The sequence below is a fragment of the Actinomadura xylanilytica genome (assembly GCF_030283145.1).
GTDB classification, from domain to species: domain Bacteria; phylum Actinomycetota; class Actinomycetes; order Streptosporangiales; family Streptosporangiaceae; genus Spirillospora; species Spirillospora xylanilytica.
Genome location: NZ_JASNWE010000008.1, coordinates 77,345 through 96,468, shown reverse-complemented (window position 1 = coordinate 96,468; position 19,124 = coordinate 77,345). Strand labels below are relative to the sequence as shown.

At 72.0% G+C, this 19,124-nt stretch carries 21 protein-coding genes; 19 read left to right on the top strand and 2 right to left on the bottom strand.

Features of this window, described 5'->3' with window-relative positions; all coding sequences use genetic code 11:
- Window positions 1-118 precede the first annotated feature (118 nt).
- The 9 genes from hemL to ccsB all read left to right on the top strand — a co-directional run bounded on the left by hemL (window position 119) and on the right by ccsB (window position 10,188).
- Window positions 119-1,417: a glutamate-1-semialdehyde 2,1-aminomutase gene (hemL, locus tag QP090_RS36435; protein WP_285944316.1), complete on the top strand. Its 1,299-nt coding sequence runs from the start codon at window positions 119-121 to the stop codon at window positions 1,415-1,417.
- A 103-nt stretch (window positions 1,418-1,520) separates the two neighbouring features.
- Window positions 1,521-2,501, top strand: coding sequence for a LysR family transcriptional regulator (locus tag QP090_RS36430; protein ID WP_285944314.1), 981 nt, complete (start codon window positions 1,521-1,523; stop codon window positions 2,499-2,501).
- 66 nt (window positions 2,502-2,567) lie between these two features.
- Window positions 2,568-4,463, top strand: coding sequence for a serine/threonine-protein kinase (locus tag QP090_RS36425; protein WP_285944313.1), 1,896 nt, complete (start codon window positions 2,568-2,570; stop codon window positions 4,461-4,463).
- Window positions 4,464-4,487: 24 nt separating this feature from the next.
- The gene (locus QP090_RS36420; RefSeq protein WP_285944312.1) at window positions 4,488-5,102 is read left to right on the top strand and encodes a hypothetical protein; all 615 of its coding nucleotides are present in this window, start codon (window positions 4,488-4,490) and stop codon (window positions 5,100-5,102) included.
- 90 nt (window positions 5,103-5,192) lie between these two features.
- Complete coding sequence (locus QP090_RS36415; protein WP_285944311.1) at window positions 5,193-5,831, top strand: histidine phosphatase family protein; 639 nt, start codon at window positions 5,193-5,195, stop codon at window positions 5,829-5,831.
- 45 nt (window positions 5,832-5,876) lie between these two features.
- Complete coding sequence (locus QP090_RS36410) at window positions 5,877-6,467, top strand: TlpA family protein disulfide reductase (RefSeq protein WP_285944310.1); 591 nt, start codon at window positions 5,877-5,879, stop codon at window positions 6,465-6,467.
- Between the two features lie 10 nt (window positions 6,468-6,477).
- Window positions 6,478-7,269, top strand: coding sequence for a cytochrome c biogenesis CcdA family protein (locus QP090_RS36405; protein WP_285944309.1), 792 nt, complete (start codon window positions 6,478-6,480; stop codon window positions 7,267-7,269).
- A 1-nt stretch (window position 7,270) separates the two neighbouring features.
- The gene (resB, locus tag QP090_RS36400; RefSeq protein ID WP_285944308.1) at window positions 7,271-9,037 is read left to right on the top strand and encodes a cytochrome c biogenesis protein ResB; all 1,767 of its coding nucleotides are present in this window, start codon (window positions 7,271-7,273) and stop codon (window positions 9,035-9,037) included.
- A 5-nt stretch (window positions 9,038-9,042) separates the two neighbouring features.
- Window positions 9,043-10,188 (top strand): c-type cytochrome biogenesis protein CcsB, encoded by a 1,146-nt coding sequence (gene ccsB, locus QP090_RS36395; RefSeq protein ID WP_285944306.1) that lies wholly within the window; start codon window positions 9,043-9,045, stop codon window positions 10,186-10,188.
- 71 nt (window positions 10,189-10,259) lie between these two features.
- Here ccsB and QP090_RS36390 read toward each other — a convergent pair whose 3' ends face one another.
- Window positions 10,260-10,574 carry a PLDc N-terminal domain-containing protein gene (locus tag QP090_RS36390; RefSeq protein ID WP_285944305.1) on the bottom strand — a complete coding sequence of 105 codons (315 nt, stop codon included), beginning with the start codon at window positions 10,572-10,574 and terminating at the stop codon, window positions 10,260-10,262.
- A gap of 115 nt (window positions 10,575-10,689) precedes the next feature.
- On the opposite strand from QP090_RS36390, the gene QP090_RS36385 reads away from it, so the two are divergent.
- Entirely contained in the window at window positions 10,690-11,643 is a 954-nt protein-coding gene (locus tag QP090_RS36385; protein ID WP_285944304.1) for a hypothetical protein, read from the top strand.
- A gap of 26 nt (window positions 11,644-11,669) precedes the next feature.
- Window positions 11,670-11,933, top strand: coding sequence for a hypothetical protein (locus QP090_RS36380; RefSeq protein WP_285944303.1), 264 nt, complete (start codon window positions 11,670-11,672; stop codon window positions 11,931-11,933).
- Between the two features lie 39 nt (window positions 11,934-11,972).
- Here the strand turns inward: QP090_RS36380 and QP090_RS36375 are convergent, their stop codons facing one another.
- Window positions 11,973-12,176, bottom strand: a complete 204-nt coding sequence (locus tag QP090_RS36375) for a BldC family transcriptional regulator (protein ID WP_285944302.1) — start codon at window positions 12,174-12,176, stop codon at window positions 11,973-11,975.
- A gap of 254 nt (window positions 12,177-12,430) precedes the next feature.
- Between QP090_RS36375 and QP090_RS36370 the strand changes: the two genes are divergently transcribed.
- The 8 genes from QP090_RS36370 (at window position 12,431) to QP090_RS36335 (ending at window position 19,124) form a co-directional block, all read left to right on the top strand.
- A complete protein-coding gene (locus QP090_RS36370; RefSeq protein ID WP_285944301.1) occupies window positions 12,431-13,408 on the top strand; it encodes a threonine ammonia-lyase in 978 nt (325 codons plus the stop codon).
- A gap of 69 nt (window positions 13,409-13,477) precedes the next feature.
- Window positions 13,478-13,717: a DUF4229 domain-containing protein gene (locus tag QP090_RS36365; protein ID WP_285944300.1), complete on the top strand. Its 240-nt coding sequence runs from the start codon at window positions 13,478-13,480 to the stop codon at window positions 13,715-13,717.
- Window positions 13,718-13,819: 102 nt separating this feature from the next.
- Complete coding sequence (locus tag QP090_RS36360; RefSeq protein WP_285944299.1) at window positions 13,820-14,521, top strand: demethylmenaquinone methyltransferase; 702 nt, start codon at window positions 13,820-13,822, stop codon at window positions 14,519-14,521.
- Window positions 14,522-14,666: 145 nt separating this feature from the next.
- The gene (locus QP090_RS36355; protein ID WP_285944298.1) at window positions 14,667-15,923 is read left to right on the top strand and encodes a geranylgeranyl reductase family protein; all 1,257 of its coding nucleotides are present in this window, start codon (window positions 14,667-14,669) and stop codon (window positions 15,921-15,923) included.
- Window positions 15,924-16,149: 226 nt separating this feature from the next.
- On the top strand, window positions 16,150-16,509 hold the full coding sequence (locus QP090_RS36350) for an NADH-quinone oxidoreductase subunit A (RefSeq protein ID WP_285944297.1): 360 nt from the start codon (window positions 16,150-16,152) through the stop codon (window positions 16,507-16,509).
- A 1-nt stretch (window position 16,510) separates the two neighbouring features.
- Window positions 16,511-17,065, top strand: a complete 555-nt coding sequence (locus QP090_RS36345; protein WP_285944296.1) for a NuoB/complex I 20 kDa subunit family protein — start codon at window positions 16,511-16,513, stop codon at window positions 17,063-17,065.
- A complete protein-coding gene (locus QP090_RS36340) occupies window positions 17,062-17,781 on the top strand; it encodes an NADH-quinone oxidoreductase subunit C (RefSeq protein WP_285944295.1) in 720 nt (239 codons plus the stop codon). The genes QP090_RS36345 and QP090_RS36340 overlap by 4 nt, the downstream gene beginning before the upstream one ends.
- The gene (locus QP090_RS36335; protein WP_285944294.1) at window positions 17,778-19,124 is read left to right on the top strand and encodes an NADH-quinone oxidoreductase subunit D; all 1,347 of its coding nucleotides are present in this window, start codon (window positions 17,778-17,780) and stop codon (window positions 19,122-19,124) included. Before QP090_RS36340 ends, QP090_RS36335 begins: the two co-directional genes overlap by 4 nt.

Below are 19,124 nucleotides of genomic sequence, written 5' to 3'. Positions count from 1 at the left end.
CGGGCCAGGTCAAGGGCAAACGCCGAACTGCAACTCAACTGTGTGTGACGAGACGTGCGCGACCGCCGTGGGGCCCGGCCCGTGGCGTCCCCCCGAACGCGGCTGAGACACTGGTCGGGTGACTGGAACCGATCGCTCGCAGCAGCTGTTCGACCGTGCGAACCGGGTGGTCCCCGGCGGGGTCAACTCGCCGGTGCGGGCCTTCCGCGCGGTGGGCGGCACGCCCCGGTTCATGACCGGCGCGCGGGGCCCCTACCTGACCGACGCCGACGGGAACGAGTACGTCGACCTGGTGTGCTCGTGGGGGCCGATGATCCTCGGGCACGCGCATCCCGCCGTCGTCGAGGCGGTGCGGGACGCCGCCGGGCGCGGCACCTCGTACGGCGCGCCGACGCCGGGGGAGGTGGAGCTCGCCGAGGAGATCGTGGCCCGCACGCCGGTCGACCAGGTGCGGCTGGTCAGCTCCGGCACCGAGGCGACGATGTCGGCGATCCGGCTGGCCCGCGGGTTCACCGGGCGCGCCAAGGTGGTGAAGTTCGCCGGGTGCTACCACGGGCACGTCGACGCGCTGCTGGCAGCGGCCGGGTCCGGCGTCGCCACCTTCGGCCTGCCCGACACCCCCGGGGTGACCGGCGCGACGACGGCCGACACCATCGTGCTGCCCTACAACGACGTCGCCGCGGTCGAGCTGGCGTTCGCCGAGCACGGGCACGAGATCGCGTGCGTGATCACCGAGGCGGTGCCGTGCAACATGGGCGTGGTGCCGCCGATGCCCGACTTCAACGCGCTGCTCAAGCGGCTGTGCGAGCGCGGCGGGGCGCTGCTGGTGATCGACGAGGTGCTCACCGGTTTCCGCGCCTCGGCGGCGGGCTGGTACGGCATCGAGGGCGTCCCGGGCGACCTGGTGACCTTCGGCAAGGTGATGGGCGGCGGGCTGCCCGCGGCGGCGTTCGGCGGCCGGGCGGACGTGATGGCGCAGCTCGCGCCGGCCGGGCCCGTCTACCAGGCGGGCACGCTGTCGGGGAACCCTCTCGCCACGGCCGCGGGGCTGGCCACGCTGCGGAACGCGACCGACGAGGTGTACGCGGCGATCGACCGTTCGGCGGCGGTCGTGTCGTCGGCCGCGTCCGAGGCGCTCGCCAAGGAGGGCGTCGCGCACCGGTTGCAGCATGCGGGGAACCTGTTCTCCATCTTCTTCACGGACGCGGTGGTGGGCGATTTCGCCGCCGCGCAGCGTCAGGACGCCAAGGCCTACGCCGCGTTCTTCCACGCCATGCTCGACCACGGGGTCTACCTGCCGCCGTCGGCCTACGAGGTGTGGTTCCTGTCCGCCGCGCATGACGACGCGGCCTTGGAGCGCATCACCGACGCTCTCCCGCACGCCGCGCGCGCGGCGGCGCAGGCCACCGCGGGCTGAGCGGCGGGCTCACGGCAGGAGCGCCGGCCACTGGAGGGACCTCGCCACCTGCTGACTTTAGGACAAGCTAGAACTTCTCGACGACTCGCTTTAGAGTTGCTTCATGCTCGATCTGGAACGGCTGCGCGCCCTGCACGCGGTGGCGGCCTACGGCTCGGTGAGCGCCGCCGCGGACGTGCTGCACGTGACCACCTCGGCGGTCTCCCAGCAACTCGCCAAGCTGGAACGGGAGACCGGCCAGAAGCTGCTCGAACGCAACGGGCGGGGGGTGCGGCTGACCGACGCCGCCGAACTGCTCGTCGCGCACGCCGAGCGCATCCTGTCGCTCGTCGAGCAGGCCCAGGCCGATCTGGAGGCGCATCGCGGCTCGGTGATCGGGCGGCTCTCGGTCGCCGCGTTCCCGACCGCGGTCCGGGGCCTCATCCCGGACGCGCTGGGCAGGCTGCGCGCCGACCATCCCGATCTGCACGTCCAGGTGCGCGAGGACGACCCGATGCGCAGCATGCCGCTCGTCGTCCGGGGCGACCTCGACATGGCCGTCGTCCAGGACTGGAACAACGAGCCGCTGCCGCTGCCCGAGGGCCTGTGCAAGGGCGTCATCTGCGACGACCCGGCCGACGTGGCGCTCCCCGCCGCGCATCCGCTGGCCGGGCGGGCCGAGATCGCGCTGGAGGAGCTGTCGGGCGATCCGTGGATCAGCGCCTCGCCCGACAGCATCTGCTGCGACTGGCTGCTGCGCATGCTGCGCGCGGTCGACAGCGAGCCGAACATCATGCACATGGCCCACGAGTTCGCCACGCAGCTCGCGCTGGTGGACGCGGGGCTCGGCAACGCCGTGCTGCCGCGGCTCGGCCGCTGCGACGTGCCCGCCGGGGTGCGGGTCGTCCCGCTGAAGGAGCCCCTGTACCGCCGCGTCTACGCGGTGTGGCGCGAGGAGGCCGCGCGGCGTCCCGCCATCCGGGCGATGGTCGACGCGCTGCGCAAGGCCGTTCCGGCGGCGCTGCCGGACACGTCGTTCCCCTCCACCGGGGCGTTCCCGGACCCCGCCGCGCCCGTCGGCGTTTCGTACCCGGTGCCCGTCTAGCGGTGAGATTTCGCTATTTTCTTCCCGATCATCTTTCGTGGGTGGACGGGACGGCGGGAGCGGCGCGTGGCCGAGTGGCGGATCACCGGGTTCGAGGAGGTACGCCGGCTCGGCGAGGGCGCGCAGGGCCAGGTGGTGCTCGCCCGGCACACCGAGTCGGGGACCCCGGTCGCGATCAAGTACCTGCCCGCGGGCGCGGCCGAGGCCGACCGGGAACGGCTGCGTCACGAGGCGCGGATGCTCGGGCAGGCCGACAGCCCGCACGTCGCCCGGCTCTTCCGCCTCGTCGAGGCGCCCGAGGGCGTCGCGATCGTGATGGAGGCCGTCGACGGGGTCTCCCTCAAGGAGGTCCTCGAACGGCATGGGCCGCTCGGCCCTGAGGCGTCGCTCAGCGTCCTGAAGGGCTCGCTGCTGGGTCTGGCCGCCGCGCACGCGCTCGGCGTCGTCCACCGCGACTACAAGCCCGCCAACGTCGTCGTCCCGGCCGACGGGCGCAGCAAGCTCGTCGACTTCGGCATCGCGACGCCCGCCGGGGAGGAGGCGGGCGGGGCCGGGACCCCCCACTACATGGCCCCGGAGCAGTGGAAGCGGCACATCGCCACCCCGGCCACCGACGTGTACGCCGCGACGTGCGTGTTCGTCGAGTGCCTGACGGGGAGCCGGCCGTACACGACGTCCAGCAGGGCGGCGCTGATGCACGCCCACCTCACCGCCCCGATCCCTGTAGAGGCCGTCCCCGAACCGTTGCGCGCCCTGGTGGCAGGGGGCATGGCCAAGACCCCGGAGGACCGTCCGATAGGGGCGGCCGTCTTCGTGGAGGAACTGGAGCGCTCGGCACGGGAGGCGTACGGCGATGACTGGGAGACGCGGGGTGTCCAGGCGATCGCGGTGTCCGCCGTCGCGCTGGCCGCGCTGTTCCCGCTGGCGGCGTGGGTCCTCCCGGGCGCAGGGGCCGCTGTGGGGACGGGCGCTGGAGCGGCGACCGCTGGGGCCGCGGGTGCCGGGGCCGTGGGCTCGGCCGGTGCGGGCACGGCTGGGGCTGGGACAGCCGGTGCGGGGACGGCCGGGGCGGCGGGTTCGTCCAGCCTGGCGGCCGGGCATACGGCGGCCGTTGGCAAGGCGGCCAGTGTCGGAGGCAAGGCGTCCGCCGGCGCGGTCAAGGCGTTCTTCGGTAGCGGCGCCGGTATTACCGCAGCGTCGACCGGGGTGGCCGTGGTCGTCGCAGGGGGAGCGTTCACCGCACGGGAGGTCACCAAGGCCGATCCGAGACCGACTCCTACGGTGAGTCGTTCCGCCGCCCCTGCGGTCACGGTGGCCGCAGTGAACCAGTGCCGGACGCTCGACCCCGGCGGCAGGCCGATACCTGCGGGGACGAAGCCCGCGCCCGTGCGCCTCCCCGTACAGGTCAAGCTTCCGGCCGGTGCGGCCGTGTACTCCACCGGGCAAGGGGGCAACCTCATCGGCAACGCCGGAGCCTCCTGCGAAGGGTCGATCGGTGCTTCCGGCGGAAGCAACGAGGTGGGACGGGCGCGCACCGGGCTGATCTCCCAGGTGTTCCAGACGTCCCTCGGCGGACTGCGGATCTCGCTCTGCCAGTACTTCCCGGACTCCCCGCAGGCGGACGAGGAGCGCGGGTCGGGGAACACCTGCGCCTCCGACCTGTCCTCCCGGGACGATCTGCCCACAGGGGTCTCGAACTTCCAGGCGATGCTCTCGTCCGACCCACGCGCGGGCGGCCGGAAGCTCGCGTCACCGTATGTGTCGGTGACCCTGGCGACGCTGAGCTCGACCGGCATCGCGTCGCCGATCTCGTGCAGCATGCCGTGGGCGAAGGCGCCCGTCTGCACCGCCGCGCTCACCTACTGGTTCGTCCAGAACACGGCGAAGAGCGGGATCGCCAAGGCCGACCTCGACCGCGTCGCGGGCCGCATCGCCGCGCATGTGGCCGCGTCGCGGCACTGATCACGCGGGTGAGAGCATGGCGGGATGACGTTCGAGCTTGTCGTCTGGCATGAGCCCGCGCCGATCACGGCGGAGCGCGCCGGGGCCGTGGCACTGGACGAAATCGCGCCGTACCCGGGTGTCGCCGAGTTCGCCGAGGAGTTCGGCAAGCTCCGCCCCGAGGTCGCCGTCACCGAGGTGGGGTCCCGCTACGCGCGCGTGCGCATGACGGCGGACGAGGCCGACGAGGTCTCCGCTGAGGTGCACACGGTCGCCAGGGCGCACGGGCTGGTCTGCTACGACCAGGCCCGCGGCCTCGTCCACAACCTCGGGCCCACCGGCGCGTACGAGGGTGTGCAGCTGCACACGGGGGAGGGCCTGATCGTCGTCGATCCCGACCTTGCCCTTGTGGACGACGTGCTGCGGCGGCTGAGTCCCGCCAACCCGTTCACCACGCTCGTCCTCTTCGGCCGGCACTTCATCCAGGTGTCCCCGGAGCCCGGCGGGTACGAACTGGAGTACAAGGACAGCGTCCAGGGGCGCCTTTACCAAACCCACGTCACCGACTTGGACGACGTGAAACGGGCCTTCCGCGAGTACCTCGCCGACGACCGTTCGTTCCTGGGCAGGCACCACTGGGACGAGCCCCTCACTGGCTGAGAGGCCGGGACGGGCGTTGCAGACGGGGCGGCTGGGGCGGACGAGGTCGTGGCCCGGTTCACCGAGCGGCGCGGGTAACCTGACCACGCCATGACTGACAAGACGATCGTTCACGTGCTGCGGCACGGCGAAGTGCACAATCCTGAGGGCGTTCTCTACGGGCGGCTGCCGGGCTACCGGCTGAGTGAGGACGGGATCCTCATGGCCAAGGCCGCCGCGAGATGGTTCGCCGACCGGGACGTCACCGCGCTGTTCTCGTCGCCCATGCAGCGGGCCCTGGAGACGGCCGCGCCGCTGGTCGACACGTTCGACCTGCCGGTGACGGTGGACGACCGGCTGATCGAGGCCGACAACCATTTCGAGGGGCACACCTTCGGGGTGGGGTCGGGCTCGCTGCGCCGCCCCGAGCACTGGCGCTACCTGGTCAACCCGTTCCGGCCCTCCTGGGGCGAGCCCTACAAGGACCTCGCCGCCCGGATGCGCGCCGTGGTGATCAGGGCGCGCGAGGCCGCGCGTGGGCACGAGGCGGTGTGCGTCAGCCACCAGCTCCCCATCTGGACGCTGCGGCTGCACGCCGAGCACCGGCGCCTCTGGCACCACCCGCGCCGCCGCGAATGCGGGCTCGCGAGCGTCACCAGCCTGAGCTTCGAGGGCAGCCGGCTGGTCGAGGTGTCCTACGCCGAACCGGCCGCCGGGCTCGGCGAGGCCCCCGGTGTCGCGGGGGCCTGACCGGGCCGCTACGTTGAGTACTACGTCTTGTAGTAGGAGGGTCCGTTGAGCCCCCGAGTCTCCTCGGTGCGCGCCGTCGCCGCCGTCACCGCGCTGTGCGGGCTGCTGGCGGGCTGCGCCGGGACCAACGCCGCGCAGAGCGGGCCGGGCGGCAGCGACAACCGCTTCATCGCCGGCGACGGCAACGTCCAGAAGATCAAGGCCGCCGACCGCAAGCCCGCCCCGCGGGCCGAGGGTGAGGCGCTGAACGGCGAGAGGCTCGCGCTGGCCGGCCTCAAGGGCAAGGTCGTCGTGGTGAACTTCTGGGCGTCGTGGTGCGCCCCGTGCCGCGGCGAGGCCCAGTCGCTCCAGCAGATCTACACCGAGAACCGGGCCAAGGGCGTGGAGTTCCTCGGGGTCAACTTCAAGGACGGCAAGGAGAACGCGAAGGCGTTCGAGCGCAGGTTCAAGGTCACCTACCCGAGCCTGTTCGACTCCGACGGCCGCGTCGGCCTGGCCTTCCGCGACGTCCCCCCGAACGCGATCCCGAGCACCCTCGTCCTGGACCGGCAGGGCCGGGTCGCCGCCCGCGTCATCGGCGCGACGACGTACTCCAAGCTGGGCTCGCTGGTCGCCGAAGTCCTCGCGGCCCAGTGAGGGCGCCCCGGTGAGCGCCCTCGCGGGGGTCGGCGAGACCGTCACCAGCGGTTCGCTCGTCGCGGCGGCGCCGCTGGCGGCCCTGGCCGGGCTGGTCTCGTTCGTGTCCCCGTGCGTGCTGCCGCTGGTGCCCGGCTACCTGTCGTACGTGACCGGGATGACCGGCGCCGACCTGGCGGGCGAGCCGGGCGAGCCGGGCGCCGCCTCGTCGCGGCGCGGCGGACAGCGCGGGCGGCTGCTCGCCGGCGTGCTGCTGTTCGTCGGCGGGTTCACGCTCGTCTTCGTCAGCTACGGGATGCTCTTCGGCGGGCTCGGCCGCTGGCTGCTGGAGTACCAGGACGTCATCACCCGCGTCCTCGGCGTGATGGTGATCGTGTTCGGGCTGGCGTTCATGGGGCTGATCCCCGGCCTCCAGCGGACCTTCAAGTCCGGCCGGCTGCCCGCCGCCGGGCTGGCCGGGGCGCCGCTGCTCGGCGTGCTCTTCGGGCTCGGCTGGACGCCGTGCATCGGGCCGACGCTCGGCGCGGTGCAGGGCCTGGCCATCACCGAGGCGAGCGCGGGCCGGGGCGCGCTACTGTCGCTGGCGTACTGCCTCGGCCTCGGGCTGCCGTTCGTGCTCACCGCGGTCGCCTACCGGCGGGCCCTGGGGGCGTTCGGCGCGGTGAAGCGGCACTACCCGCTGGTCATGCGGATCGGCGGGGGCATGCTGGTCGTCATCGGGGTGCTGCTGGTGAGCGGCCTGTGGGGCGATCTGACCATCCACCTGAAGTCGTGGATCAGCGGCTTCGAACCGGTGATTTGAGATGACGAACTCTTCAGACACGACCGCCGCCGCAGACGAGGCCGCCGCAGACGAGGCCACCGCAGCGGACGCCGCCGTCGGCGCCGCCGCGACCGCCGCGCCGGCCGCGCGGCAGGCGCCCGGCGACGGGCCGCGCCCCAAGGGGCTCGGCCCGGTCGGCTGGCTGCGCTGGGGCTGGCGGCAGCTCACCACGATGCGCACCGCGCTGATCCTGCTGTTCCTGGTCGCGCTCGGCGCGGTTCCGGGATCGATCCTGCCGCAGCGGGGCCAGGCGCCCGAGAAGGTCGCCGACTACTTCGACAAGCACCAGACGGCCGCGCCGTGGCTCGACCGGCTGTCGCTGTTCGACGTGTTCGCCGCGCCGTGGTTCGCGGCGATCTACATCCTGCTGTTCGTGTCGCTCGCGGGCTGCGTGATCCCGCGCGCGGTCAAGCACTACAAGTCGATGCGGGCGCGGCCTCCGGCGGCGCCGCGCAATCTGTCGCGGCTGCCGCAGTCCGCGTCGTACGAGACCGACGCCTCTCCCGAGGAGGTCCTCGCCGAGGCGCGCGCACTGCTGCGCGGACGCCGGTTCCGGACCGACCTGTCCACCGGAGGCGGGAAGGGCACCGCCGGAAGCGCCGTCGCCGCGGAGAAGGGCTACCTGGGCGAGACCGGCAACCTGGTCTTCCACCTCGCGCTGCTGGCGCTGCTGTTCGCGCTGGGCATGGGCAACCTGTTCGGCTACCGGGGCAACGTGGTGCTCGCCGAGGGCAAGTCATTCGCCAACGCGCTCAACAACTACGACCAGTTCATGCCGGGACGGGCGTTCGACACCGACGCGCTGGCGCCGTTCTCGATCAGCCTGGACGACTTCACCGCCACGTACGAGGCCAAGGGCGAAAAGCGCGGCCAGGCCACCGACTTCGAGGCCAAGATCCGTTACCGGGACGAGCCGTCCGCGCCGGAGAAGAAGTACGACCTGCGGGTCAACCATCCGCTCAAGGCCGGCGGCGCCAAGGTCTACCTGCTCGGCCACGGCTACGCGCCGGCGTTCACCGTCCGCGACGGCAAGGGGGACATCGCCTTCAAGGACACGGTGCCGTTCCTGGCGATGGAGCAGCGCAACTACACCTCCGAGGGCGTCATCAAGGCCCCCGACGCCGAGCCCGAGCAGCTCGCGTTCTACGCGATCCTGTGGCCGACCGCGATGGCCAGCGAGGACGGCAAGCAGATCATCTCGGCCTTCCCGGGGCCGCTGCGCCCGATGGTGACGGTGTCCTCGTTCAAGGGCGACATCGGCCTCGACTCGGGCGCCCCGCAGTCGGTCTACAAGCTGGAGGGCATCGGCAAGACGCTCCAGCCGATCAAGGGCGGGCAGAAGCTGCTGGAGCCCGGCGAATCGTTCGAGCTGCCCGACGGTGCCGGGACGGTCACCTTCGACGGGCTCAAGGAGTGGACCAGCCTGTCGATCAACCGTGACCCGGGCCGCGTCCCGGCGCTGATCGCCGCGATCCTCGCGGTGGCCGGCGTCGCCACCTCCTTCATGGTCCGGCGGCGCCGGGTGTGGGTCCGTGCGACCGCCGCGAAGGGCGGGCGTACCGTGGTGGAGGTCGGTGGCCTGACGCTCGGGAACCCGACGCCGGAGTTCGACGACATCGTGGCCGCGCTCCGCGGCCCGGTCGCTGAGGAACCGGCCGGGGAACCGGCCGTGGAGCGGGCAGACGAGCGGGCCGACGAGCCCGGCACCGACCGGGATCCCGGGTCGGCAACAGAATCGAAGGAGTGACGAGGGTGAGCCATGCCGACCTCGCGAACCTGAGCGACAAGCTCATGTTGAGCACTGTCGTGCTCTACATCGTCGCCCTGGTCGCCTACGCGGCGGACCTGGGCTTCGGGCAGCGCCGCCGCGACGCCGAGATCGCCGAGACCACCAAGGCCAAGGTGCTGGTCGGGGCCGACGGCGCCGAGGTCGCGGACGCCTCCGCCGCCTCGGCCGGCACGTCCGCCGGCCCGTCCGCCGCCTCGGGGGACGACGCCGGAGCGGACGGCCGCAAGGTCGAGTGGATGCGGCTCGCGATCCTGCTGAACGTGATCGGGTGGGCCGCGCACCTCGGGTTCATCGCGACCCGCGGGCTGTCCGCGAGCCGCTGGCCGTGGGCGAACATGTACGAGTTCCTCGCCGCGATCGCGTTCGCCGCGGTGACCGCCTTCCTGGTCGTGATGTGGCGCTACCGGGCGCAGTTCCTCGGCGCGTTCGTGATGGCCGCCGCGGTGCTCGCGCTCGGCGTGGCCAACATCTGGCTCTACGACAAGGCGGGCCCGGTCGTCCCGGCGCTCAACTCGTACTGGATCGCGATCCATGTCACCGCCGCGATCACCGCGACCGGCGCGTTCACCGTCGCCGGCGCCTCCACCCTGCTCTACCTGCTCAAGGCCCGCCAGGAGGCCAGGCTCGCCACCGCGGCCACCGCGGCCACCGCGGCCACCGCGGCCACCGCGGCCACCGCGGCCACCGCGGCCACCGCCACCGCGGCCACCGCCACCGCGGCCACCGGCCGCGCCGCGGGCTCGGGTCCGGCCCCGGTCGCCGCCACCGCCCTCGGCGGCAGCGGGTTCATGTCGCGCGTCCCGGCGGCCGAGACGCTCGACCGGCTGGCGCTGCGGGTCACCATGTTCGCGTTCCCGATCTGGACCGCCGCGATCATCATGGGCGCCATCTGGGCGGACGAGGCGTGGGGCCGCTACTGGGGCTGGGACCCCAAGGAGATCTGGTCGTTCGTCACCTGGATCATCTACGCCGCCTACCTGCACGCGCGTGCGACGGCCGGCTGGAAGGGCCGCAAGGCCGCGATCCTCTCGCTGATCGCGTTCGCCGCGCTGCTGTTCAACTTCTTCGGCGTCAACTACATCTTCTCGGGCCTGCACTCGTACGCCTGAGCCGCAGCGGCACCGAAACGGACCCCGGGACCACGGAGCGGTTCCGGGGTCCCGCGCGTTCGGATCACGACCTACTTGTCCTCGTCGCCCTTCAGCCGCCGGTCGAGGTCGCGCAGGAAGGCGGGGTCGTCGTCGGGCCCCTTGGGGGTGGGGACGCCGCGCCGGTCCGGCGGCGGCAGGAGCACCTCCTGCGGGTCGACGAGGTGGCGGCGGGGCCGGCCGAGCAGCAGCCACGCCGCCGCTCCGGCGAGGAAGCCGAGCAGGGCGACCAGGAGCCAGCCGAACTTGGGCAACCCGTGCATCGCCTCCTCGTCGGTGGTGAGGATGTCGAGGAGGCAGAACAGCCACACACCGACCAGAACGAGGGCGAGCAGCGCAAACGGCATGTCCTGAGAGTAGTGCGTGACTTCCGGGGATGACGGCGTGTCGGGTTCCGGCTTACCCTGCCTCCGGGGGCCCCGGCGATCGTTGAGACCGCGGGCCCGCGGACAGAGGAGCCTGATGCGCTTCAAAGGCATCCACCGAAAGCCCCGGGACCTGAGGGACACCTCCTATGCGCCCTCGCCCCCCGACGCCGGGCAGCGTCCCGAGCCGCGCCACGTCCGGCCGCGCCACAGCCAGCCCCGTGACCGGTTCGGGCGGTTCCGCAAGGCCGGCCGCGACGACGACTTCGCCCTGCGCCAGGGCGCGGACGGCACCGGCGGGCCCGCCGAGACCGAGGCGCCGGCCGGACGGTACGGGCGGCCGAGGCACGCGCGCGGCGTCCCGAGGGCCGGCGACTACTCCTGGAGCGACTTCGAGCTCGACGACGAGCCGCTCCGCGCCCGGCCGCGCGCGCCGGGCACGCCGCGCATGGCGGACGGGCTCCAGCACTGCGGCGTCCTCGAAGGCCTCCTGCACCGGCAGTGGGACGACCGGCTCGGGCCGCCGACGCCCGAGGTGATCAGGGCGGTCGACAGCCTGGCGGCGCTCCCCGAGCCGCTGAAGGAGCGGCTGGCGGGCGGGCTCGACGGCATCTACGTCGGGCCGGGCGGCGTCCCGCAGCTCGACGACATGGGCCACCTGCGCGACCGGCCGCTGCCGTCGGGCAAGGCCACCTGGGACATCTGCGCCGGCGCCTACGGCGACCGCAAGATCGTGGTGGGCGACCGCCCGTCGCCCACGCCGGACGTGATGATGCACGAGGTCGGGCACGCGCTCGACGACATCGACGGCGACGGCGCGGAGTGGCGCTCCGACAGCGCCGCGTTCCGGTCGCTGTACGAACTGTGCCGCCCCAGCCTGGCGAGCGACTTCCACCGCCAGCCCGACGCGCTCGGCCGCAGGGAGTTCTTCGCCGACGCCTTCGCCGCCATCTCCGCACACCAGCGGCCCGCGCTGGTCGATATGCTCGCCGGCAACATTCGCGTCGCCCTAGAGGTCATGCTGTTCTTCAACCGCCGATACGGAATCTGATTAGCCAACATCGAAGGTGATCGACGATGTACGTGATCCGGCTCCCCGACGGCACGCTCCGGGTGCCTCACAGCGTCCTGGCCGACTCCGCGGGGGGCGAGGAGGGCGAGGGGCAGATCATCGCCGACGCGTATGTGCGGGTCGGCCCCGGCGATCCCGGCTACGAGCGGCTCCTCGGCCAGTCGCTGACCGAGGAGGAGCTGGAGGAGAAGCGGCGCGGGTGGCGGGACGGGGACGAGGAACTGCTCCGCGTCTTCGAGGAGTGGAAGGCCGGCGAGGGGGGCGGCTGACCGCCGTGGACGGACCGGCGGGGGACGGTCCCGCCCAGGTCAGCGGGCGATGTGCTCGGCCACCGGCTCTTCCCCGCGCAGCAGCGCGTGCACCTCGGACTCGCGGAAGCGCCGATGGCCTCCCGGAGTGCGGATGCTGCTGATCCGGCCCGCCGCGGCCCAGCGGGTGACCGTCTTCGGATCGACCCGGAAGAGGGCGGCGACCTCTCCTGGGGTCAGCAGGCGCTCGCTCGTGCTCTCCACGTTGTTACTCCCCCTTTGTCCCGCTCTCGGCGCGGGTGGACTGTTTACAGTGTGGCGGGTCAAGACCGATTTCTCCCTTGTTTTCGCAAAACATCACGCTGTGTAGCTGCCCGAACAGGCGGTATAACGCGAAGTAAACGTGGCATTGGACACAGTGGTCACATTGATCGCGATAGACCCGCCGTGTACCGCCCGGTACGCACCGTTGACACGCTCGTTAACACCCGGAGCGGGCGAACGAATAGTCTCCCGGCATGTCCGATCTTGTGTCGCTCGCGGAGATCGAGCGGGCCGCCGAACGCCTGGAGGGCGTCGCCGTCCGCACCCCGCTCATCCCGTTCCCCCGCGCCGGCGCCCGCCGCGGCGACGGGCCGGAGCTGCTCGTCAAGCCGGAGTCCCTCCAGCCGGTCGGCGCCTTCAAGCTGCGCGGCGCGTACGCCACGATCGCCGGGCTGCCCGAGGACGAGCGGCGGCGCGGCGTCGTCACCCACTCCAGCGGCAACCACGCGCAGGCGGTCGCCTACACCGCCCGCGCGCTCGGCGTCCGGGCGGTCCTGGTCGTCCCGCACACCACCCCCGGGGTGAAGGTCGAGGCGTGCATCGCGCTCGGCGCCGAGATCGTCTACGTGGAGCCGACGATGGAGGCGCGCACCGGCACCGCCGAGCAGCTCGCCGCGGCGCACGGGTTCACCCTCGTCCCGCCGTTCGACGACGCGCGCGTCATCGCCGGCCAGGGCACGGTGGGCCTGGAGATCGTCCGGGACCGGCCGGACGCCGGGGTGGTGCTCGTCCCGGTCAGCGGCGGCGGGCTCATCGCCGGCGTCGCCGCCGCGGTCAAGGCGGTGCGCCCGGAGATCAAGGTCATCGGGGTCGAGCCCGAGCTGGCCGCCGACGCCCGCGACTCCCACCGCGCGGGCCGCCCGGTGGCGTGGGAGCCGGAGGAGACCGGCCGCACCATCGCCGACGCGCTGCGCGCGCAGCGGGTCGGCGACCTGACGTTCGCGCACATCCGCGAGTTGGTCGACGGCTTCGTCGCGGTGAGCGAGGAGGAGATCCGGCTGGCCATGCGCCGGCTCGCCCGCGAGGCCCGGCTCGTCGCCGAGCCGGGCGGCGCCGTCGCCACCGCCGCCTACCTGTTCCATCGCGACGAGCTGCCAGTGGCGCGCACCCATGTCTCGGTGCTGTCGGGCGGCAACGTCGACCCGGCCCTCTTCCTCGACGTCCTCGGCTGAGCCCCGGCGCGGGCGCTGGCGGGACCCCTGAGCAGGGGCGCGGGGGCGAGTGGGTACCCTCGAAGGGTCATGCGCTCCGTCATCCTGTACTCCGCCGCCCGCATCGTGATCTTCCTCGTCACCGCGGGCGTGCTCGCGCTGTTCGGGGCCCGCGGTGTCCTGCTCCTGCTGCTGGCGCTGCTGATCAGCGGCGTCGTCAGCTTCGTCCTGCTGTCCAGGCAGCGCGACGCCATGTCGTCGGTCGTCGCCTCGGGCGTGCGCTCCAAGAAGAGCAGGTTCAAGGAGTCGGTCACCAAGGAAGACGCCTGAGCCCCGGCGTTTCCGCCCGGCGCCCCGTCTCCCGTATGGTCCCGGCGCCCCCTGCCTGAGGCCGTGCGCGGCGCGTCCCCTGCGGCCTCTTAGGGTGGGGGCATGACCCGCGCCTCTCTCGACAAGCAGCCCGCCGACGTGGCGGCGATGTTCGACGGCACCGCCGAGCGTTACGACCTGCTCAACACCCTCATGACCGGCGGCCAGGACCGGCGCTGGCGGCGTGCGGTCGTCAAGGCCGTGGACGCCCGCCCGGGTGAGCGGATCCTCGACCTCGCGGCCGGGACGGGGACCTCCTCGGTGCCGTTCGCCGAGGCCGGGGCCGACACGGTGGCCTGCGACTTCTCCCTCGGCATGCTGCGCGTCGGCACCCGCAGGCAGGCCGGCGTCCGCCGGCTCGGCTTCGTGGCCGGCGACGCGCTGCGGCTGCCCTTCGCCGACGACTCGTTCGACGCGGTGACCATCTCCTTCGGCCTGCGCAACGTCGCCGACACCGGCCGGGCCCTGCGCGAGCTGCGCAGGGTGGCCAAGCCGGGCGGCCGGCTGCTGGTCTGTGAGGTCAGTCACCCGCCGAACGCGCTGCTCGCGTTCGGACACAAGGCGCACTTGCGGTACGGGCTGCCGCTGCTGGCACGGGTCAGCTCCAACCCCGACTCCTACACCTATCTCGCCGAGTCGACGCTCGCCTGGCCCGAGCAGGCGACGCTGGCCCGGCGGATCCAGGCCGCGGGCTGGGACGCGGTGCGGTGGCGCGACCTGACCTTCGGTGTTGCGGCGCTGCACCACGCTGTCAACCCCGGCTGAGCACGGCGGGAACGGAAACCGATCGTTTTCGGACCGGTCCAAATCGGTCCCGGCCGAGAGGTACCCACGACCCGCTCCAAAGGAATAGACTCCCCCCGCATCCTTGTGAAGTACTTCACAAGCGAACGAGCTAAAGAGGAACGCTGTGACCGAGTCCACCCGGCAGGCAGACATCATCGTCGTCGGGGCCGGCCCCGCCGGGGCGTCGACCGCCTACTGGCTGGCCCAGGCCGGTCTGGACGTCCTGCTGCTGGAGAAGGCCACGTTCCCGCGCGACAAGATCTGCGGTGACGGCCTCACTCCGCGCGCCGTCCGCGCGCTGATCGGGATGGGCGTCGACCTCGACGCCCCCGGCTGGTCCCGCAACAAGGGCCTGCGCATCTACGGCGGCGGCGTCAAGGTCGAGCTGCCCTGGCCCGAGCTGGCGAGCTTCCCCGACTTCGGCCTGGTCCGCACCCGGATGGACTTCGATCAGCTCCTCGCCGAGCACGCCGCCAAGGCCGGCGCCCGGCTGCTCCAGGGCTGCAATGTGACCGGCCCCATCCTGGACGAGCGCACCGATCGCATCATCGGCGTCACCGCCAAGTTCGAGGGCGAGGAGGTCGAGTACCGCGCCCCCCTGGTGGTCGCCGCCGACGGCAACTCGACCCGGCTCTCGCTGGCGATGGGCCTGCAACGGCGCGAGGACCGGCCGATGGGCGTCGCCGTCCGCCGCTACTACCAGAGCCCCCGGCACACCGACGAGTACATGGAGGCGTGGCTGGAGCTGTGGGACGGGCAGCGGCTGCTGCCCGGCTACGGCTGGGTCTTCCCCCTCGCCGACGGCACCTGCAACGTCGGGCTCGGCCTCCTCAACACCAGCAAGGCGTTCCAGAGCGTCGACTACCGCGGCATGCTCAAGGGCTGGACCGGCCAGATGCCGCCGGAGTGGCAATTCGACGAGCAGCACGCCACCGGCCCGGTGCGCGGCGCGGCGCTGCCCATGGGCTTCAACCGGCAGCCGCACTACACCCGCGGCATGCTGCTGGTCGGCGACGCCGGCGGGATGATCAACCCGTTCAACGGCGAGGGCATCGACTACGCGCTGGAGTCCGGCCGGCTGGCCGCCGAGATCATGGTGCAGGCCCTGGCCCGCCGCACCCCGGCGCAGCGCGAGCGGGCGCTGTACGAGTACCCGCGCATCCTCAAGGACGAGCACGGCGGCTACTTCACCCTCGCCCGCGTCTTCGTGCAGGCGATCGGGGACCCCCGGGTGATGAAGTTCCTGACCACGCACGGCCTGCCCCACCCCACGCTGATGCGCTTCACCCTCAAGCTGCTCGCCAACCTGACCGACCCGCGCGGCGGCGACGCCATGGACCGGGTCATCAATGCCATGCAGAAGGTGGCCCCGGCGGCATGAGGCGCTCAGCGAACGTGCGTACGGGATACACCGCCCGACCCCCCGAGGGGAGTGCTATTGATCACCTTGGCTAGGGTGGCGACCCGTGTCCGTGACAGGTGTCACGGACACGTCAAGGGTCACGCCACCGTGGCGCGCCCGTCCGGCGCCGCGCATCCCGCGGCCCCTGGCCCGGGCGGACGCGTCCCGTACTGCGTCGTACGTTCCAAGGAGAGGCAGTAGAGACATGGATCTCTATGTTCCGATCATCGTGCTGGGAGTGCTGGCCTTCGGGTTCGCCGCGTTCTCCGTGGTGATGGCGTCGCTCACGGGGCCCAAGCGCTGGAACCGGGCGAGGCTGGACGCCTACGAGTGCGGGATCGAGCCGACTCCGCAGCCGGTCGGCGGCGGGCGCTTTCCCGTGAAGTACTACCTGACGGCGATGCTTTTCATCGTCTTCGACATTGAGATCATCTTCCTTTATCCCTGGGCGGTCGCGTTCGACCGGCTGGGGATTTTCGGTCTGGTGGAGATGGTCCTTTTCATCCTCACCGTGCTGGTGGCGTACGCCTACATCTGGCGGCGCGGTGGTCTGGAGTGGGACTGACATGGGTCTTGAGGAAAAACTCCCCAGCGGCTTCCTGCTGACCACGGTCGAGCAGGTCGCGGGCTGGGCGCGCAAGAGCTCGGTGTGGCCGGCCACCTTCGGGCTGGCCTGCTGCGCGATCGAGATGATGGCGGCGGGCGACCCCCGGCACGACTTCTCCCGGTGGGGGATGGAGCGTGCCTCGGCCACGCCCCGGCAGGCCGACCTGATGATCGTCGCGGGCCGGGTCAGCCAGAAGATGGCGCCGGTGCTGCGCCAGATCTACGACCAGATGACCGAGCCCAAGTGGGTCATCGCGATGGGCGTGTGCGCCTCGTCGGGCGGCATGTTCAACAACTACGCGGTCGTGCAGGGCGTCGACCACGTCGTCCCGGTGGACATCTACCTGCCCGGCTGCCCGCCGCGGCCGGAGATGCTGCTGGACGCGATCCTCAAGCTGCACGACAAGATCCAGAACACCAAGCTCGGCCCGCAGCGCAAGGCGCAGATCGCCGAGCTGGAAGAGGCCAAGCGCCGCCAGCTACCGCTGCTCGGCCAGTCGGGGGCGCTGTCATGAGCTCGCAGGATCCGCAGCTTCCCGCGCCCGGCGGGGACGACCGGCGCGAGCAGCCGGTGGCCCGCACGGGCATGTTCGGCGCCAAGACCAGCGGCGACACCTCCGGCTACGGGGGCCTCGTCGTCCGGCGGACCCCGAAGGTGTCCACCCCGCGCCCCTACGGCGGGCCGCGCGGGGCCGCCGAGGCGGGCGAGTTCGACGAGGTCGCGGACGAGCTCGAGCGCGCGCTGCCCGACTTCGGCGAGGCGATCGAGCGGGTGGTCGTCGACCGCGGCGAGATGACCTTCTTCGTCCGGCGCGAGCACCTGCTGACGGTGGCGCGGACGATGCGCGACGAGCCGTCCCTGCGGTTCGAGCTGTGCTCGGGCGTGTCCGGGGTGCACTACCCGGACGAGACCGGGGCCGAGCTGCACGCGGTGGTGCACCTGCTGTCGATCACGCACAACCGGCGGGTCCGGCTGGAGGCGTCCTGCCCGGACGCCGACCCGCACGTCCCGTCGCTGGTCCCGGTGTACCCGACCAACGACTGGCACGAGCGCGAGACCTACGACTTCTTCGGGATCGTGTTCGACGGCCACCCGGCGCTCACCCGCATCCAGATGCCCGACGACTGGGTGGGGCACCCGCAGCGCAAGGACTATCCCCTCGGCGGCATCCCCGTCGAGTACCGCGGAGCGGAGATCCCCCCTCCGGACGAGCGGAGGTCGTACACATGAGCAGCACGAAGTACACCGAGTACGACGCCTACGCCGCGGACGCCGCGGCGGAGGGCACCGTCTACGACGTCAACGGGCAGGACTGGGACCAGGTCGTGGCCGGCGCCGAGGACGCCGGCGACGAACGGCTCGTGGTCAACATGGGCCCGCAGCACCCGTCCACGCACGGGGTGCTGCGGCTGATCCTCACCCTCGACGGCGAGACGGTGGACGAGTGCCGGGTCGGCATCGGCTACCTGCACACCGGCATCGAGAAGAACATGGAGTACCGCACCTGGACGCAGGGCACCACGTTCTGCACCCGGATGGACTACCTGGCGCCGATCTACAACGAGACGGCGTACTGCCTCGGCGTGGAGAAGCTGCTCGGCGTCACCGACCAGATCCCCGAGCGGGCCCAGATCATCCGGGTGATGATGATGGAGCTCAACCGGATCTCCTCGCACCTGGTCGCGATCGCCACGTTCGGCCTGGAGCTCGGCGCGACGACGGTGATGCTCAACGGGTTCATCGAGCGCGAGTACACCCTCGACCTGTTCGAGGAGATCACCGGGCTGCGGATGAACATGGCCTACGTCCGGCCGGGCGGCGTCGCGCAGGACCTGCCGAGCGGGACGCTCAGCAAGGTGCGCGACTACCTGGACCGGATGCCGAAGCGGTTCCAGGCGATGCGCAAGCTGCTGGACTCCAACCCGGTCTACCTGGCCAGGACCAAGGACGTCGGGTACCTCGACCTCACCGGCTGCATGGCGCTCGGCGTCACCGGGCCGATGCTGCGCGCGACCGGGCTGCCGTGGGACCTGCGCAAGTCGCAGCCCTACTGCGGCTACGAGACCTACGACTTCGAGGTCGCCACCGAGGAGACCGCCGACGTCTACGGCCGCTATCTCGTTCGGATGAAGGAGATGGAGGAGTCCCTGAAGATCGTCGAGCAGTGCGCGGAGCGGCTCCAGACGGTCAAGGGCCCGGTGATGATCGAGGACAAGAAGATCGGCTGGCCCGCGCAGCTGGCCATCGGGGCGGACGGGATGGGCAACTCGCCCCGGCACATCGCGCACATCATGGGCACCTCGATGGAGGCCCTCATCCACCACTTCAAGCTGGTGACCGAGGGGTTCCGGGTGCCGGCGGGGCAGGTCTACTCGGCGATCGAGTCGCCGCGCGGCGAGCTCGGCGTGCACCTGGTGAGCGACGGCGGCACCCGCCCGTACCGGGCGCACTTCCGCGACCCGTCCTTCGTCAACCTGCAGGCGACGCCGGCGATGGCGGAGGGCGGCATGGTCGCCGACGTCATCGCGGCCGTGGCCAGCATCGACCCGGTCATGGGGGGTGTGGACCGTTGA